This window comes from Kamptonema sp. UHCC 0994, assembly GCF_029167235.1.
Lineage (GTDB): Bacteria > Cyanobacteriota > Cyanobacteriia > Cyanobacteriales > Microcoleaceae > Kamptonema.
In genome coordinates this window covers 1-16308 of record NZ_JARFTR010000056.1, presented here as the reverse complement: position 1 = coordinate 16308, position 16308 = coordinate 1, and the positions used below count along the sequence as shown (strand labels likewise).

Annotated in this window: 15 protein-coding genes; 7 read left to right on the top strand and 8 right to left on the bottom strand. The window is 41.9% G+C overall.

The window, feature by feature from the left end; translation table 11 throughout:
• Positions 1-117: 117 nt before the first annotated feature.
• Positions 118-759: an S-layer homology domain-containing protein gene (locus tag PY364_RS05870; protein WP_275521302.1), complete on the top strand. Its 642-nt coding sequence runs from the start codon at positions 118-120 to the stop codon at positions 757-759.
• A 134-nt stretch (positions 760-893) separates the two neighbouring features.
• Here PY364_RS05870 and PY364_RS05865 read toward each other — a convergent pair whose 3' ends face one another.
• Positions 894-2699 (bottom strand): efflux RND transporter periplasmic adaptor subunit, encoded by a 1806-nt coding sequence (locus PY364_RS05865; protein ID WP_275521301.1) that lies wholly within the window; start codon positions 2697-2699, stop codon positions 894-896.
• 567 nt (positions 2700-3266) lie between these two features.
• Between PY364_RS05865 and PY364_RS05860 the strand changes: the two genes are divergently transcribed.
• From PY364_RS05860 to PY364_RS05850, 3 genes are all read left to right on the top strand, one after another.
• Positions 3267-4121 (top strand): Npun_R2479 family HD domain-containing metalloprotein, encoded by an 855-nt coding sequence (locus tag PY364_RS05860; protein ID WP_275521300.1) that lies wholly within the window; start codon positions 3267-3269, stop codon positions 4119-4121.
• Positions 4122-4196: 75 nt separating this feature from the next.
• Positions 4197-5303: an AI-2E family transporter gene (locus PY364_RS05855; protein ID WP_275521299.1), complete on the top strand. Its 1107-nt coding sequence runs from the start codon at positions 4197-4199 to the stop codon at positions 5301-5303.
• Between the two features lie 188 nt (positions 5304-5491).
• Positions 5492-6559 carry an ABC transporter permease gene (locus PY364_RS05850; RefSeq protein ID WP_275521297.1) on the top strand — a complete coding sequence of 356 codons (1068 nt, stop codon included), beginning with the start codon at positions 5492-5494 and terminating at the stop codon, positions 6557-6559.
• A 167-nt stretch (positions 6560-6726) separates the two neighbouring features.
• Here PY364_RS05850 and tsaB read toward each other — a convergent pair whose 3' ends face one another.
• From tsaB to PY364_RS05835, 3 genes are all read right to left on the bottom strand, one after another.
• Positions 6727-7440 carry a tRNA (adenosine(37)-N6)-threonylcarbamoyltransferase complex dimerization subunit type 1 TsaB gene (tsaB, locus tag PY364_RS05845; RefSeq protein ID WP_275521296.1) on the bottom strand — a complete coding sequence of 238 codons (714 nt, stop codon included), beginning with the start codon at positions 7438-7440 and terminating at the stop codon, positions 6727-6729.
• 75 nt (positions 7441-7515) lie between these two features.
• The gene (locus PY364_RS05840) at positions 7516-9321 is read right to left on the bottom strand and encodes a serine/threonine-protein kinase (protein ID WP_275521295.1); all 1806 of its coding nucleotides are present in this window, start codon (positions 9319-9321) and stop codon (positions 7516-7518) included.
• A gap of 86 nt (positions 9322-9407) precedes the next feature.
• Positions 9408-9656, bottom strand: a complete 249-nt coding sequence (locus PY364_RS05835; RefSeq protein WP_275521294.1) for a Ycf34 family protein — start codon at positions 9654-9656, stop codon at positions 9408-9410.
• 116 nt (positions 9657-9772) lie between these two features.
• Between PY364_RS05835 and PY364_RS05830 the strand changes: the two genes are divergently transcribed.
• Entirely contained in the window at positions 9773-11029 is a 1257-nt protein-coding gene (locus PY364_RS05830; RefSeq protein WP_275521293.1) for a CCA tRNA nucleotidyltransferase, read from the top strand.
• Between the two features lie 100 nt (positions 11030-11129).
• The gene (locus PY364_RS05825) at positions 11130-12125 is read left to right on the top strand and encodes a site-specific DNA-methyltransferase (RefSeq protein ID WP_275521292.1); all 996 of its coding nucleotides are present in this window, start codon (positions 11130-11132) and stop codon (positions 12123-12125) included.
• On the opposite strand, the gene PY364_RS05820 is transcribed toward PY364_RS05825, so the two are convergent.
• From PY364_RS05820 to PY364_RS05805, 4 genes are all read right to left on the bottom strand, one after another.
• Positions 12122-12751 (bottom strand): restriction endonuclease, encoded by a 630-nt coding sequence (locus PY364_RS05820; RefSeq protein ID WP_275521291.1) that lies wholly within the window; start codon positions 12749-12751, stop codon positions 12122-12124. The two genes, PY364_RS05825 and PY364_RS05820, sit on opposite strands and share 4 nt — an antisense overlap.
• Positions 12752-12760: 9 nt before the next feature.
• A complete protein-coding gene (locus tag PY364_RS05815; RefSeq protein WP_275521290.1) occupies positions 12761-13108 on the bottom strand; it encodes a DUF952 domain-containing protein in 348 nt (115 codons plus the stop codon).
• A 26-nt stretch (positions 13109-13134) separates the two neighbouring features.
• The gene (locus PY364_RS05810) at positions 13135-13572 is read right to left on the bottom strand and encodes a cupin domain-containing protein (protein WP_343277556.1); all 438 of its coding nucleotides are present in this window, start codon (positions 13570-13572) and stop codon (positions 13135-13137) included.
• A 219-nt stretch (positions 13573-13791) separates the two neighbouring features.
• Entirely contained in the window at positions 13792-14574 is a 783-nt protein-coding gene (locus PY364_RS05805; protein ID WP_275521289.1) for a cysteine hydrolase family protein, read from the bottom strand.
• A 261-nt stretch (positions 14575-14835) separates the two neighbouring features.
• On the opposite strand from PY364_RS05805, the gene PY364_RS05800 reads away from it, so the two are divergent.
• Positions 14836-16254, top strand: a complete 1419-nt coding sequence (locus PY364_RS05800) for an amidohydrolase (RefSeq protein ID WP_275521287.1) — start codon at positions 14836-14838, stop codon at positions 16252-16254.
• The last annotated feature ends 54 nt before the right edge of the window (positions 16255-16308 follow it).

Genomic DNA, 16308 nt, shown 5'->3' with positions numbered 1-16308 from the left:
TCTCTATTGCTTCCCTTCTTCCCCTAGCCCCTAACCCCTAGTCCCTAGTTATATAAAATTATGAGAAAGTTGGTCTGTGTTTTTTCGACGATATTGCTAGTTCAAGGAGTACCAATAATGGTAGAAGCTCAACAAGTGGGAACTCCGATTGATGTGGTTTTGCAGGCTGGATTGATGACCAAAGATAGTAATGGCAATTTTAATGCTGAAGGCATTATCAGTCGCGCAGAATTGGCTTCTATTTTAGTGAAAACTTTTCAATTAGAGCGGCGAAATACAGCGCAAAAACCGGATATTTCTGTACCGGATGTACCTAACTCTTATTGGGGATATAATGCAATTCAAACTGTATTAAAAACAGGAACAATGAGCGGGTATCGAGATGGTCTATTTTTCCCGAATCAAAGAGTTAGTCGCGCCGAAGCTTTGGCAATTTTTGCTCAAGCTTATGGGGTATTTCAGTTTCCAGAAGAGAATGTTTCTGAGATTTTAGCTAGGTATCCCGATGCGGGAGAAATTCCTAGTTGGGCGAGAAAGTCAATGGCTACTGCACTTTATGAAAGGTTTGTCAATATTGAGGGAGATACTAATAAGATTAATCCTTTGAAGCCAATGACTCGCGGGGATATGGCTTATGCTTTGAGTAGGTATTTGGAGAAGCAAACAAGGCCTGGTTCTGTTCCTGCTGGTTCTGTTCCTGTGGAAAGTAATCCTACTCCTAATCCGGTTAATATTCCAATTCCGGTTCCGGGAACTTGATGCGATCGCATTATTGGTCGAATAGAATTCGCATCTACACAGACAAAACCCGCCTGCGCGGGTTCAAAATTCTATAGTCCCTCTTAACTCGGACATTGTTTATGTAGATGCGAATTCTATTCGCCTGATTTCAACTATAATTTAGTATTAGGAAGCAGGCCATTTTCAGAAACAACATTAACGCGATCGCCATCTTTAAGGCTGTCAGCACCAGCAACGACTACCCGATCGCCAGCCTTTAAACCACTCTTAATTTCCACCTTAGCCTTACTTAAATTTCCCCCTGTAGCACCTACAATTTTCCCAATGACGACAGATTGAGCTTGTACTTTATCGCCGCTTACCAGCCGATAAACTATTCCCGTACCATTCGTTTGCGGTACAACTGCTTTGGCTGGGACTGTCAAACCTCGATCGCTTGCTGTTGCTAGGGATGCGCGTAAAAACATTCCCGGCCGTAAGAGAGATTCTCGAATATCAGTTACTCGTGGTAAATTAATTTTAACTGTAGCTTGACGATTTCCGGGTTCGATATTAGGTGCTATTTCCCGCACAGTACCACGCAAAGAGATCCGAGAATCAGAGTCAGAAATTAGTTTTACTTCTGTGCCAATTTTGATTTGTGGTAATTGAGTTTCTGGAACTTTAAGCTGCAATTCTAGTCTGCCATCCCGGATAATAGAATATAGTTTCTGGGAGGCGCTAGTAACATCTCCAACCCGAACAATTCTTTCGGCAATAATTCCGCTTTCAGGAGCTCGCACGAGAGTTTGTTCTAATTGTGTTTGTAACTGCTGCACTCGCGCTTCACTACTGCGGACGCTGGCTTGATTGTTGCCTACATTCGCTTGAGCGCTACCAATATTAGTTCCTGCTGTCTCAAATTTTGCTCTAGCACTACTAACACCAGCTTCGGCATTTCTAATATCTGCTTGAGCATTAATAATCTGAGCTTCAGCGACTTTTACTTCTTCGATCGCTTGGTTGATTTCTTGAGCTGATTTTTTCAAATCTTCCTGAGCAGTCTTCGCCTCTGTCTTGCGCTTTTCTAAGTCTTGAACGCTAATTACTCCCTCGGAAGCTAAATTTTGAGAGCGTTCAACTTCTCTTTGAGCTTGCTCTAATTGAGCGCGGGCTTGGGCGGCGCTTGCTTGGGCAACGCTAACGCCTGCTTTAGCTTTATCAACGCCTGCTTGAGCTTGAAACGCCCTAGCTTTGGCTTGTACTAAGTTGGCTTTGGCTTGCTCAAAGGCTGCTACAGTTTCGTTTTGCATGGATTGAGCTTGCTGTACTTGTGCTTGTGCTTGCTGCACGGTGGCATCAGCAGATTGAACATCCGCGATCGCTTCGGCAAGTTGCGATCGCAGCACAGAATCGTCAAGTATAGCCATCACCTGACCTTTTTCTACAGTATCTCCTTCTTTCACCAAAACTTGCTTAATCTGCAAACCATTAATCTGAGCTAAAACTGGCAGCAAGTCATAAGCAGCAACAGTCCCCGTACCTTCTATACTGCGATCGACACTGGCAACTTCCACCGGTGCGACTTCAACATTCTGAGGCATTCCTGCTTCAAATTGGGCAGATTCAGCTTTAACTTCAGTTGTTGCAGGGGGCATTTGGTTAAAAAAGAATTGCATACCAGCGATCGCACTCACCGCCCCAATTGCTAAACCCACCAGCAGACCTTGCCATTCCACACCAGCACCGATAACTCTGCTATCATCTTCTAAGTCTTCTTCGTCGGATTCGCGATCGCCATCGATCGCAGCTTCGCTCTCAATCTCATTAGAAAAGTCGTTTTTAGAGGTATCTTCAACAGCTAGATCGTCCCCCCCATCTTCTTCCCAACTTTTCGCCTCAAAGTTCCTGCCACATCTATCCTCTGGGAGGAAAGGTGGCTGAGTGTCTTCTGTTTCTGGTAAAACTTTATCAGTCACTTTAGGTTTCTCCCGGCAGTCTTTACCTTTATTTCCTTAGTATTGTAAAGAAATATTGCAGATTTAAGATCGCAGCTTACATTTTAGCTCTCCCCAACCCATCCCAGTTAAGGAGATCGGCAAAATTCATCCCTAAGACTTAGAGGGCGATCCGCAAAAATCAAGGTTTGAGATTGCTCCAGAATGTACTTTTTTAGTAGCCTTTTTCCCAAATATCGCTCTAATTTATGACTTAGGGAAAACTGTTTCTAACGCCGCCATCTCAGCAGTAAGGAACAGCCCAGACAGCTACCATACTATAAGCGCGTGTAATTCCTAATAATTTTTAAAGCTGAGCTGTATAAACAGCGAGGTTATGGTAAAAAGAATAAAATCAAGTTTTCTAATATATAGCAACCGCTTTCCTAGGTTAGGACGTTCTGAATTGATGAAACCATTGATTCTCTTCCCTTCTTTCCCTAGCCCCTAGCCCCTAGTCCCTAGCCCCTAACCGCCAAAAGCGGTTGCTATAGTAAAAGCTGTCCGCGTCCCGATAAATTCTAGACTCAGCACGAGCTACTGTCAAGTATGGTTTTTAATGCAACTGAACTTCTGATCGATGCCTTCGTGCAGAAAATACGGTTCGGCTACACCCGCACTTACGGCGGCTACAAGCCAGACTACGAAGACATCATAGCCTGGGCCGGGAGTATGGCCCTAGAAAATATCGCCAACAGCGATGCTCTGTACCACAACGTTGAACACACGATTTTGGTGACATTGGTGGGCCAAGAAATTTTACGAGGGAAACATATCCGCGAAGGCGGCGCTTCCTGCGAAGACTGGCTGCACTTCATCATCTCCTTAGTTTGTCACGACATCGGCTATGTCAAAGGCGTTTGCCGCGAGGATCGAACTGGCTGGTATGCTACCGGTAATGGCACAGAATTAGTACCTCTACCCCCCGGCTCCACTGATGCTAGCTTAACTCCTTATCATGTAGACCGCGCTAAACTATTTATTGACGAGCGGTTTGGCGGCCATCGACTGATTGATGCTGAGGTGATTAAACGCAACATCGAATTAACTCGATTTCCAGTACCAAAAGAGTCAGATCATCAAGATACAATTAACTTTCCAGGTTTAGTTAGAGCTGCGGATTTAATCGGCCAACTTAGCGATCCTCGTTACCTCAAAAAAATTAGTTCCCTTTACTATGAATTTGAGGAAACTGGCTTTAACCAAAAAGTAGGATACAAAAATCCCGGCGATCTACGGGTTAACTATTCCAAATTTTACTGGCATGGAGTTCACCCCTATATAAAAGATGCCTTGCATTATCTATCTCTAACTCAGCAAGGCAAGCAGGTTATTGCTAATCTCTACTCGAATGTGTTTGTAGTTGAGCATGACTTGTCCGCTGAGGAAGCTATAGCTGTTTAGAGCGATCTATGAAATGATTTTGGATTTTAGATCGAGTCTGAATCTTAAATCTCAAATCAAAAATATCAAATTGACATGAATACTGTGTTTTCTCCCCTCCAACAGTTTCTAATTACTTGGTTGCTAGTTTTAGTGACGAGTTGGTTTACTCTCGGTGCGATTCATTATGTCGCGGAATTGGTCAGCATTTTAGTGACGGCGGGCCTGATTGCGTTTTTATTAAATTACGCGGTGGCGAGATTGCAAGTGTTTTTGCCAAGAGGGGCGGCGGCGGCGCTAGTTTATTTTGCTGCTGGATTAGTTATGGCGGTAATCGTTTTGACGATCGCACCTCCAGTTTTAAACCAAGCTGCACAATTAGCAGTAAGATTCCCCGATTTACTAGAGTCTGGGCGACAGCAATTAGCGGAGTTTCAACTTTGGAGTGCGGAGCGCAATTTGCCCTTTGACGTGCAAATCTTGGAGCAGCAATTGTCTGCTAAATTACAGGAACAAGTACAAGCGATCGCCGCTAGCGGTTTGGGTTTAGTTGTAGGAACAGTTAACTGGTTTCTCGATTTAATCTTAATCCTGGTAATTTCGTTTTATATGCTGTTAGATGGGGAAAGAGTTTGGCGGGGTTTAACGAGTATTTTCGCGCCAGAAATTCGCTATGTTTTAACAGAAACTTTGGAGCGAAATCTTCAGCGATTTGTATCGGGACAGTTGTTATTAGGCCTATTTATGGCGATCGGGCTGACTCTAGTTTTCTGGGTTTTACAGGTTCCTTTTTTCTTGCTATTTGCTGTGTTTATCGGGTTGTTGGAAGTCATTCCTTTTATTGGGGCAACTCTAGGAATTGGCGCAGTGAGCATTATTGTGGCGTTTATTGATTGGTGGTTAGCACTGGAGGTGTTGGGCGCTGCGATCGCTCTTCAACAGGTGAAGGATAATTTCATTGCTCCTCGGATTATGGGTAGTTTAACAGGATTTAGCCCTGTGGTTATTTTCACGGCTTTGCTGTTGGGAGGTAGAGTAGGAGGAGTTTTAGGGGTGATATTAGCAATTCCTCTGACTGGAGTTATCAAAAGCATTGTGGAAATTCTACTTAATCCGAAGTTACCGCCGCAAACTGGTTCTTTTTTCTATAATCCTTTTAATGGTCAAGCATTGAAGGAAATTGAAAAGGTGGAAAATGGGTAATTGTTAATGGCTAATGGCTAATTGCTAATTGCTAATCGGTAATTAAGAAGAGCAAGCAGATTTGATATGATTTGGCGGTTGAAACCGCTACTACACAAACAAAGTCCGCCTACGCGGACTAAAGAATACAACAACTAACAACCAACAACTAACAACTAACAACTAACAACTAACAACTAACTAAAATTATGAAATGGTGGCAAAATCTTAAAAATAATCCTTTAGCTCGATTAGGAGCTGTGTTACTATTGATTTTGTATGGAGTAGCGATCGCAGCAGATTTTATTGCGCCTTACGATCCTTACAATTCTCAACTTAATGGTTCCCTGTTGCCACCAACACAGATTTATTTAACAACGCAGGATGGCAGATTTATTGGGCCGCACATTTATCCTGTAACTCAAGGGCCAGTAGATGTAAATACCGGCGATCGCAACGTGATTGTACAGTGGGAAAAACCTTCACCTTTAAGTCTATTTGTCAAGGGTGATAGCTATAAAATATTGGGAATTATACCATTTGACAGACATCTGTTTGGCACTAATGGCGAAGCAAGATTTCACCTTGTAGGTACGGATGAACAAGCGAGAGATCAGTTCAGTCGTTTGGTTTACGGAAGCCGAATTAGTCTCAGCATCGGGTTAGTGGGAATTGCGATTTCTTTTCCTTTGGGTATGTTGGTGGGGGGGATTTCTGGATATTTTGGTGGTTGGATTGACAGTATTTTGATGCGATTTGTTGAAGTGTTGATGACGATTCCAGGCATTTATTTGTTAGTAGCTTTAGCTTCTGTTTTACCCCCTGGATTGACTAGCACTCAGCGGTTTTTATTAATTGTATTAATCACTTCCTTTATCAGTTGGGCTGGTTTAGCGCGGGTGATTCGAGGACAGGTGCTCTCGATTAAGCAGCGAGAATTTGTGCAGGCGGCGCGGGCAATGGGGGCAAATCCAGTTTATATTATTGTACGCCACGTATTGCCACAGACAGCGACTTATATAATTATTTCTGCTACTTTGTCAATTCCGGGATTTATCGTTTCTGAGTCAGTTTTGAGTTTAATTGGATTGGGAATTCAGCAACCGGATGCTTCTTGGGGAAATTTGCTTTCTTTGTCTACGAATGCTTCGATTTTAGTGTTACAGCCTTGGTTAGTTTGGCCGCCTGCTTTGTTGATTATTTTGACGGTTTTAGCGTTTAATTTGTTGGGAGATGGGTTGCGGGATGCACTCGATCCGAGGAGTTTGCAGAGGTAGTTTGCAGAGGTAGGTTGGTAATTGGTAATGGCTAATTGCTAATTTGTCATTGCTAATTCATAACTTACGCACGCGGGGCGGGGTCAAAAACCCGGTTTCTGCGTCATAATCTCTCGAATTTATCGACTATTTTTCCCAGAAACCGGGTTTTTTTGTGTAATTCCTGATTATTTTTCTTTCACAGGATGCTGACCATAATAGGGTAATGCTTCTAGCCAGTTAGGGCATTTTCCCTCTTTATAATCTAAATAAGCTAGTTCTAATACGCTGGAAACTGACGCGCCCAACTCATTTTGAACCTTAATTAAATGATATGGTGTGGGCCAAGATTCTAAGGTTTCTTGCCAAGATTCAAGCGTCATTACTGTGTCTGGCAATAACTCAATTAAGTCTGAATAACTACCGTCATTTTTTACATCTTTAACTGCATATATTGCCCCAAATAATTGACTGCGTTGTGCAGGCATTTGAATTGCAATTGCTTTTCCTGAGTTTGGTAAACTAGAAGAGGGTAAAATATCTTTATTTCTTCCTTTTTCCCAAGCTACAGCCGCCAAAGTTGAAATCGCAAATAAAGGAATATCTAACTGTTGCGCTAAAGTCCTAGCCGTAACTACACCAATCCGAGTTCCAGTAAAACTCCCTGGCCCTTTAGCAACTGCGATAAATGCCAAATCTTCCCAAGTTTTAGGTTGGATAAAATCCAGTAAATTTTGATGTAAATGAGTGGCTAATTCCCGTCCTAAATCCCACATTTGATAGCGAGAATCACCACAAAAATTGCTAATTGCTAGCCCTAATTCTGGACTGGCGGTATGAATTGCTAACCCGTATTTCGTTGATTTTAGAGACACAATATTTTTGATTAATTGAAGAACCATTGTAGCGCTACCCTCTGGGCGGTATATTTGACCGCCCAGAGGGCAGTATTACATCAGAAATGCGTAAGTTTTGTATTATCTAGAATTGCCTTTTGTATAAAAAAGTGGTAATGCCATAAATAAGCAACCTACAAGAATACCAAATGGGCCAGACATAAAGATAGTATAATTTACGCTTATTCCCATTATCAAAAATATGCCTGCTAATGTAGCTAATAAACGATTTGTATCAAAGTCTTCATTCCTAGCAACTTGACTTTTGACATAAAGAAAACCAGAGGAAATTATTATTCCTACCCAAGGCTTTAAAATAATTATTTGGGTTCCAAAGATAAACACAATTAATGCAAACATTAATAAGTCTACCCAGAAATCTTTACTTTTCAACTTGGCAAGCCAAAATGTTCTCGTTTTAAGTTGGGATACTCGCCACACCAAGCTATTATTTTGCAACCGAATAATTTTATTTTTGAACTGGATTTTAGTATCTATTTGCAACACCTGCTTCCACTCTGGTATAGAAGAATTATTAACTCTTCCTAGAAGTTTAACCACCGAGATTTGATTTAATTCTAAATCAGTAAGGGTAGTAGCAATTATTTGAGATAAATGGGGATAATGAATCTTACAATCTTCATTTCTATTGATGACAACAGTTAATTTACGTTTAGTTTTGCTAACTTGAATTTTAACATTGTAGGGAGCTAGTGAGTTTTGCAAAGCTTGCTGAATTTTTACTTCTAGTTTTTGACTTGGTGGTGGCGGTAAATCGGGCGGTAATGGCGTGGGTTCTATTGGCGCTTCTGGGGAAATAATCTCAGGTTCAGAGGTAGCAGGGAATATTTCTAAATAAACAGGTTTGGGATTCAAATGCCTAATTACGGCTGCTGCTGCATGATAACGATGATTAGTTGCACCTTGCAGCATTTTGTCAATAATCTTACCAAGATCGTCGCTAACTGGGGTTTTCAAATAATCTCGCCACGCCCAAGCACCTTCTCTGCTGTCGAATAAATCAAATGGAGGAACTTGAGTTAACAAATGAATGCAGGTAACGCCTAAGCTATAGATATCGCTGGCAAAAACTGCTTTACCCATGAGTTGTTCTGGGGCGGTATAGGCGGCACTGCCAATGATTGTACCAGTTTGAGGCAAACCATTTCCTTTGACTTTTTTAGCTGCGCCAAAATCGACTAAAACGAGTTGACCACTCCTAGTAATTTCTTGAGAAAGTAGAGATTGAGATGTTAGTAAATCTGCGGATAAAAGAGGGGTAAATCCAGTTGTTCCACCTCGATCGAGGTGGGTACGACGAATAATATTTTCTGGTTTGATGTCGCGGTGAATAACTTTAGATTTATGGACAAAATGCAGAACTGGTAGCAAATCTTGGAGAAGTTGGCGAATTTTAATTTCGTTGAATGTGCCTTTTTGTGCTAGTTCTTGAGCTAAGTTTTTGCCGCTGATAAATTCTTGTACTAAATATTGTTGCCCGTTTTGCTCAAAATGTGCGATTAAGTTTGGTATTTGGGGATGTTTACCTAATGTTTCTAGCTGCATTGCTTCTTGATGAAACAATTCTGCTGCTTTTTCAATAGAATTTTGGGGGAAAAATTGTTTAATTACGCATTGCGAGTAAGTAAAGGGTTTATTTTCATCTACGGCGAGTAAGGTTCTGCCAAAGCCGCCTTGGCCGATGGGCTTTATGGCTCGGTAGCGAAACTCTAATGGTGTTTCCAGCTCTTTGGGAGCCATTTCGCTTTTGATTTCACTTAGTGAAATACTGTGGGTCAGCAACAATGTAGAGCCGCAGCTTGAGCAAAATTCTGCATCAGCAAAATTTTGCGGGTTCTGACAAGCTGGATTGAAGCAATAGCTCATTGAATTTTAGATGGGTAATGGGTAATTGGTAATGGGTAATTGGTAATTCGTAATTCGTAATTGGTAATTAGTAATTGCTCCCCCGCTCAGGTTGGTACTAATTCTCCGGGTCGCAATCTCGCCCATTTCCCTGTTTCCTGTTTGAAGCTCAGACAACCGACAACATCCCATTCCATTTCTATTTCGTCTTGATGGGTACGGATGTTGACGTTGATGCTGGGTTCAATCGGGTCGAAATTGGGGGTTTCGGTGAGGTGAAGCTGCTCATGCTGCGTTTCTACGGCGTTGTAGGTGATGCAACGGTCTACGTAGTGGCAGTTAACACAAATACACATTGTCAAATTCCTCTGTGCATTTCAAAAAGATTAATCGCACTGATTTCAGGTACTTTCTGTTAATGTAACTTAGACAGGATGCTGTTGGCCTGAGAGTTTGGTTGATTTTTGTTGCAATGTCTAATATTTATCTTTCTAGATTATCTCCTAATACTTGGCCTTTTGAGTTGAAAGAGCTGCCTGGGCCTGCTTATTTGGTGGGCGGTGCGGTGCGGGATGCTTTGCTGGGGAGGGTTTCTGAGTATTTGGATTTGGATTTTGTGATGTTGGCTCCGGCGGTGAAGACGGCTCGTAAAATTGCTAATCTGTATCAGGCTGGGTTTGTGTTGCTGGATGCGGAGCGACAAATTGCGCGGGTGGTATTTGAGGGTGCTACGGCTGATTTTGCTCAGGCGGAGGGGGGGAATTTGGAGACGGATTTGGGGCGGCGCGATTTTCGATTGAATGCGATCGCCTACAATCCTTTTACTGGGGAAATTATCGATCCTGTGGATGGTCAAGGGGATTTACAGGCGCGGATAATTCGGATGGTTTCGCCTGCAAATTTACGCGACGATCCGCTGAGGTTGTTGAGAGCTTACCGCCAAGCTGCTCAGTTAGATTTTGCGATCGCGCCTGAAACTCATTCTACCATCCGGGAGTTAGCGCCGCTATTAAGTCAAGTGGCTGTGGAACGAGTGCGATCGGAGTTGGGTTATTTGTTGAATAATCCTATGGGGATTGCTTGGATCTGTCGCGCTTGGGAAGATAATTTAATTTCAGTCTGGTTTCCGAGTGCGGGCGATCGCTTTGATAGATTGGCAAGGATTAATGCTGCTGTTATTACTTTAGCAGCAGTTTGGCCTAATTTGACTGTGGAATTATCCCAATGGGTTCGTGATACGATTAAAACACCTCTATTAGCTATTGCTAAGTTAGCCTGTTTGGTGAATCCAGATCCGGTGGTTGCTGAGGTTGAGTTGATGACGTTGAAGTATAGCAATGCGGAGATTAAGGGTGTAATTACACTATTAAAATATTTGCCTAAATTGCAAGAGAATGCTATTTCTGAATTATCTTTGAGAGAGCAGTATTTTTTATTTCGCGATCTGGGAAACGTATTTCCAGCTTTAGCTATTTTTGCTTTGGCTGCCGAAGTACGATTTGATGAAATTTTAGTTTTAATTAATCGGTATTTGGATGCAGAGGATCGGGTTGCTCATCCGATACAGTTAGTTAGTGGGAATGATTTAATGGCAGAGTTTAATTTGCCTAGAAGTCCGCTAATTGGACAATTGTTGTTAGAGATTCAGTTAGCGCGAGTTGAAGGTAGAATTTCTACTCGTGAAGAAGCGTTAGAATTGGCGGCAAAGTTGGTTAGTAATCCTGTCTAAATTTGAGCGAGATAGCAAATAGCAAGCACTAGGAATATATTGACAATATGCAGATCATTAAATATGATAAACTCATTGTTAGTTAATATCAAATATAGCCATGCAAACTGTTCCTCTTATATTAAAATTGACTGCCAAAAATCAAAGATTACGCGAGGCTTATCAAAGTGAGTATGGTATTCTATATCAAGGAGACTGTCTCGAATTCTTAGGTGCAATTCCTAATTCATCCGTAGATATAGTTTTTGCAGATCCACCTTTCAACCTTGGTAAAGATTATGGTAAAGGTGTCAGCGATCTTATGCAATCAGAAGAGTATCTTTCCTGGTCAAAACAATGGCTTAGCGAAAGTATTCGCGTACTAAATCCAGGTGGAAGTCTATTCATTTTTAACTTACCTAAGTGGTGTATTGAGTATGGTGCATATCTCAATCAACAAGGAATGCTCTTTCGCCATTGGATTGCTTGTAGAATGCCTAAAGCTTTTCCACGCGGTAAGAAAATGTCTCCTGCTCATTATGGATTGCTTTACTATACAAAAGGAGAACCAGCAGTTTTTAATAAAGTTTATACACCAATTCAGGTTTGTCGCCATTGCGGCGGTGAAATCCGAGATTACGGCGGCCACCGCAAAAAATTAAACCCTCAAGGTATCAATTTAATGGATGTTTGGGAGGCTCCTGAAGATGTTTGGGAAGATGCTTTACCTGAAGATAATAGAGAAGAAAATTTGTGGACGCTAGTTGAGGAAGTATGGACTGATATTCCTCCTGTGCGACATCGACAACACAAGAAAAGAGCAGCCAATGAATTAGCTCCAATCATGCTGGAACGCATCATTGCTATGGCATCAAATCCCGGACAAATCGTAATCGATCCTTTTGGGGGATCGGGTACTACATTTTATGCAGCCCAGAAGTTAAAAAGATATTGGCTCGGTACAGAAATTGGTGACATTGAGCCAGCAGTAAAACGGCTAACTGATTTAGGTAATGGCAATGTGGAAAACTGGGAATCAGCTAGGGGAAAGACTAAATGTAAAATTAAACACCAAGAGTCAATACAGCTAGAATTATTTTCTTTTAAACCCAGCTAGATTAAAGCACGACCATCCGTGCCTTTAGCAATTTTGGGTACGCTACTATCTAAAGCATCATGTTCAATTACAAATATGGCGAGGAATCCCTCTTGTATATGAACCGCACGCCAGATATCAAAGTAAGGCTCTAGTTCCTCATAATTACCAATTCTATCAGTTAGATAAGGGTATAACTTGCGACTAGGAAGCACTAAGGCTGCACCCAAAAAAACATCTCGTAAAAGACCAAGAACCAGTTTGTTGACTGCACGATGGCTAGATGAGATATTTCCGGTTTCCCATTCTAGGGCAAATAAATCAGTGTCTAAGGTTTTAGTCGCATCTACTCTTCCAGGCGCTCTAGTAGCAAATCTTATTGTGGTTTCAAGTTGCCATCCAAAATTTTCCTTAAGAGCCGCCATACAAGCATTTTTAATAGGTTTTACGCCGTTCCCATGCCGTGTAGGATTAATGGTAAAATTTGATGTTTCAGGAGGCCAAACAATTAAGTTAATGGCAGTGCGAATTTCATTTTTAATAACTAACCATTCTGCTGAGGTTTCAAAATTGCCACGACTAATAAGGGTTACTTCTTGAACAATTTTCACGCTATACTCATTATGATTAAATATTGTTGATTTCATTACACCTTATTAGATTATATCCCTAATTTCTCCCGGCAATTCAAACTTGCCATTTTCCCCTGATTCAAACTCAATTACTTTAAACACCGCATCAACATTCAGCGGGCCATAAATATGAGGAAAGCTATCTCCATCAGCCTCCTCATATTTTACTTCAGATTGAACTCGATCCGAGTCAATACAGAGAATCATCAACTCTTTTTTACCCCAAAAGAATTTATTTGCTACTTTAATTAACTGCTGATGTGTTGAACAGTGGATAAAGCCTTCAGTCTCTAGCGTATCACCTTGATAAGCTTGACTCAATTTTGCTTCTTCCCATTGTTGACGGTGAGTGATATGCAAAATGATATTCATCTTCTTCGTTATTTCCTATTCTTTCTTCAGCATGAGACTAATACATCTGAACGTCTGAGCACTCTCATATCTTCAGCATCTAATTCTACTGGTGTACCACTGCGAATCAGTTCAACAAAATCCTCATTTGGAACCATGATACACAAAGCATACAAGCGTTCTTTTCCAGTATTCTCAATCAAATGAGTGCTGGTTGCTGGCACTAATAAACTATCTCCTGCATGAATTTCAACAGTTTTGCCGTCACAAGTGGCGAGTCCTTCTCCTTTGAGAATAAAAAACATTTCTACGGCTAGTTGATGGCGATTTGGAGGAGTTTTACCACCGACATCAAAAATCTCTACGCAAACTGTTAATGAACTCTGAGCATTTTCTGGATCGAAGATGATTGCTAATCTATTGGTATCCTGGGGACTGATGCGAAAAGCTTGGTAGTCGGTGGGAGACTTGGCGACGGGAATCATGCAATGGTCGATCATGGTAATGGGTAATGGGTAATGGGTAATGGGTAATGGGTAATGGGTAATGGGTAATGGGTAATTGGTAATGGGTAATGGGTAATGGGTAATGGGTAATGGGTAATGGGTAATGGGTAATGGGTAATTGGTGATTGGTAATTGGTAAGCCGAAGTAGTTTCAAAGTATTGCGATTGCTTCGCTTCGCTCGCAATGACAACTAACAACTAACAGTTAACAAAATTAATTGCTTTTAATATAGCTTGAGAATCGCACACAAAGCCAAAACATTGTTTAACGTTGTAAAGGGTGGCTTGCCAACAAAACTCTGGAGATGTAGTTGCTGTACAATCTTTAACTAATATGCAATCATAGCCAAGAAAGTTGGCATCTTGTAGTGTGGCCATTACGCATTGATCGGCGTTTACTCCTCCAAAGAAAATTGTAGTTTTTCCTAAGTTTCGTAATATACTATCTAAAGCAGTATCCCAAAAACCGCTCATTCGATATTTATCAATAAGAATATCCTCCGGTTTCTGTTCCAATTCCTCCACAACTGCGGCGGCCCAACTTCCTGCCCTGAGTACCGGATAGCCGTTTTTAGGCAGGGGATCGCCTAAGCCAATACCTTCACCTGTGGGTTTATAAACATGATGCAATCCTGCACTAATATTTAGCAAGTCGGGGCGGTTTCCCCAGTTTAACCAAATAATAGGAATTGACTGCGATCGCAATGTCGGTAATAATATTTTTAGTGGATTAATTGGACTTCGGGCTGGTGTTACATCTACGCCAATATGTGCTAACCAACCATCAGGATGACAGAAATCATTTTGCATATCTATCACTAAAATGGCAGCTTTTGCTAAATCTAGGCGCAGGGTTTTGGTTTCTGTTTCTAGGGTGACAGGTTGAGGTGGGAGAGGAGGGCGGGTAATATCGGCAATTTTTGCATCAACTGCCCAGGCATTCGGCGGTATGCCCAAGGTACGGAGAGATGAGAGATTCATGTTGTTTCTGTTAAGATAATTATTTCATGGTTGAACGCAATTTTTTCTCACCAACAGGATTTACGCATTGTAACGACAGTATCAGGGTTTGAGATTGCTTCGTTTCACTCGCAATGACAGAAAATGGTAGAGGATGCGTAAGTCGTGACCAACTTGTATTAGCTCATTTTTAGAGTAAGAATAGGTATTCAGTAACACTTTTTTAAGAATCAACTCAAAATTAAATAATAATTGATCTAAGTGCTGTAGAAGGATTAATCTGTGAATTTTACAATTGAGAATGTTTTAATTGCGGTTGAAGGCGGTTATCAAACCGCTAATGTGCAGGTGGAGGGCGATCGCATCACGGCGATCGCGAATCAAACGGCAACTCTTGGGGAGGGTACGACTGCGATCGATGGTAAAAATAAGTTGCTACTGCCCGGTTTTGTCAATGCACATACCCATTCTTCGGAAATGTGGCAGCGTGGGATCATTCCGCCTCTGCCGTTGGAGTTGTGGATCGCGGAACTATACGATTTTACCCCCCTCGATGCGGAGAAAGTTTATCTGAGTGCCTTGGGTACAGCGGTGGAGACGCTGCTATCAGGCGGTACAACTGTTGTCGATCATTTGGTTTTGATTCCGGGACAAGAGTTGGAAGCGATCGCTGCTGCCGATCGCGCTTATCGTGAAATTGGTATCCGCGCTTTCATTGGCCCCCTGATTCAAGATGAATCCCTGACGGCGGGTATGCCTTCTGGTGGCGCTGACATCGATCGCGTGCCCTACATTCGATCGACAGGGGCAACTTTAGAGTTGATGAAAGAGGCGATCGCGCGGTTTCACAGACCTGAAGAAGGCGTGAATATCATGTTAGCACCGACGGGGATACAACTGTGTTCTGATGCCTTGTTTGAAGGCTGTGTAGAATTGAGCGATCGCCACAATCTTTGCCGCCACGCTCATCTATTAGAAACCCGTGCTCAACAACAATTAGCTCAAGAAAAATACAGCCGTAGTGCCGTCGCCCACCTAAAAGATATCGGTTTTCTCAGTGCGCGAACTTCTTTGGCTCATTGTGTTTGGTTGGATGATGCTGATATTACTATTATGGCAGAAACTCAGTCAACTGTTGTACACAATCCTCTCAGCAATTTACGATTAGGTAGCGGCATTGCACCGCTGATTAAATATCGTCAAGCTGGAGTAAATGTATCTTTTGGCTGCGACGGTTCAGCTAGTAACGATTCTCAGGATTTACTGGAAGCGATTAAAATTGGCTCAATTTTGCACAATATCACAGATTTGGATTACCGTCACTGGATTACACCGCGTCAGTCTGTAGAGATAGCATCAATCGGAGGTGCTAAAGGGTTGAATATTAGCGATGAAATAGGTTCTATAACTGTCGGGAAAAAAGCAGATTTTGTACTTTACGACCTTACCAGTTTGTCATTATTACCCCGGACAGATCCGATTGGATTATTGATACTTGGTCGCCCAACTCAAGCAGTCGATAGTGTTTGGGTGAATGGCAAACAAATTGTATCTGAAGGTCAGGTAAAAACGATAAATGTTGATGAGTTAAGGAAGCAGTTATTTGAGCAAAGCGAATGGAGTGGCGATCGCCAGTCTCAAACGGTTAGCGAGATTGAATCACGCTATCGGCGAGTGATGAAATTGCAAGGTTATTCTTAACATAGGACTTACGCACACTCTACGTAACGCCGCCATCCTGGCGGTTTCTTTACC

Excerpts from the sequence above, each read along its gene's own strand:
- PY364_RS05820 (WP_275521291.1), bottom strand. The coding sequence starts at position 12,751 with ATGAAATCAACAATATTTAATCATAATGAGTATAGCGTGAAAATTGTT.
- PY364_RS05835 (WP_275521294.1), bottom strand. The coding sequence starts at position 9,656 with ATGTGTATTTGTGTTAACTGCCACTACGTAGACCGTTGCATCACCTAC.
- PY364_RS05830 (WP_275521293.1), top strand. The coding sequence starts at position 9,773 with ATGTCTAATATTTATCTTTCTAGATTATCTCCTAATACTTGGCCTTTT.
- PY364_RS05850 (WP_275521297.1), top strand. The coding sequence starts at position 5,492 with ATGAAATGGTGGCAAAATCTTAAAAATAATCCTTTAGCTCGATTAGGA.
- tsaB (WP_275521296.1), bottom strand. The coding sequence starts at position 7,440 with ATGGTTCTTCAATTAATCAAAAATATTGTGTCTCTAAAATCAACGAAA.
- PY364_RS05855 (WP_275521299.1), top strand. The coding sequence starts at position 4,197 with ATGAATACTGTGTTTTCTCCCCTCCAACAGTTTCTAATTACTTGGTTG.
- PY364_RS05840 (WP_275521295.1), bottom strand. The coding sequence starts at position 9,321 with ATGAGCTATTGCTTCAATCCAGCTTGTCAGAACCCGCAAAATTTTGCT.
- PY364_RS05860 (WP_275521300.1), top strand. The coding sequence starts at position 3,267 with ATGGTTTTTAATGCAACTGAACTTCTGATCGATGCCTTCGTGCAGAAA.
- PY364_RS05870 (WP_275521302.1), top strand. The coding sequence starts at position 118 with ATGGTAGAAGCTCAACAAGTGGGAACTCCGATTGATGTGGTTTTGCAG.
- PY364_RS05810 (WP_343277556.1), bottom strand. The coding sequence starts at position 13,572 with ATGATTCCCGTCGCCAAGTCTCCCACCGACTACCAAGCTTTTCGCATC.
- PY364_RS05815 (WP_275521290.1), bottom strand. The coding sequence starts at position 13,108 with ATGAATATCATTTTGCATATCACTCACCGTCAACAATGGGAAGAAGCA.
- PY364_RS05805 (WP_275521289.1), bottom strand. The coding sequence starts at position 14,574 with ATGAATCTCTCATCTCTCCGTACCTTGGGCATACCGCCGAATGCCTGG.
- PY364_RS05825 (WP_275521292.1), top strand. The coding sequence starts at position 11,130 with ATGCAAACTGTTCCTCTTATATTAAAATTGACTGCCAAAAATCAAAGA.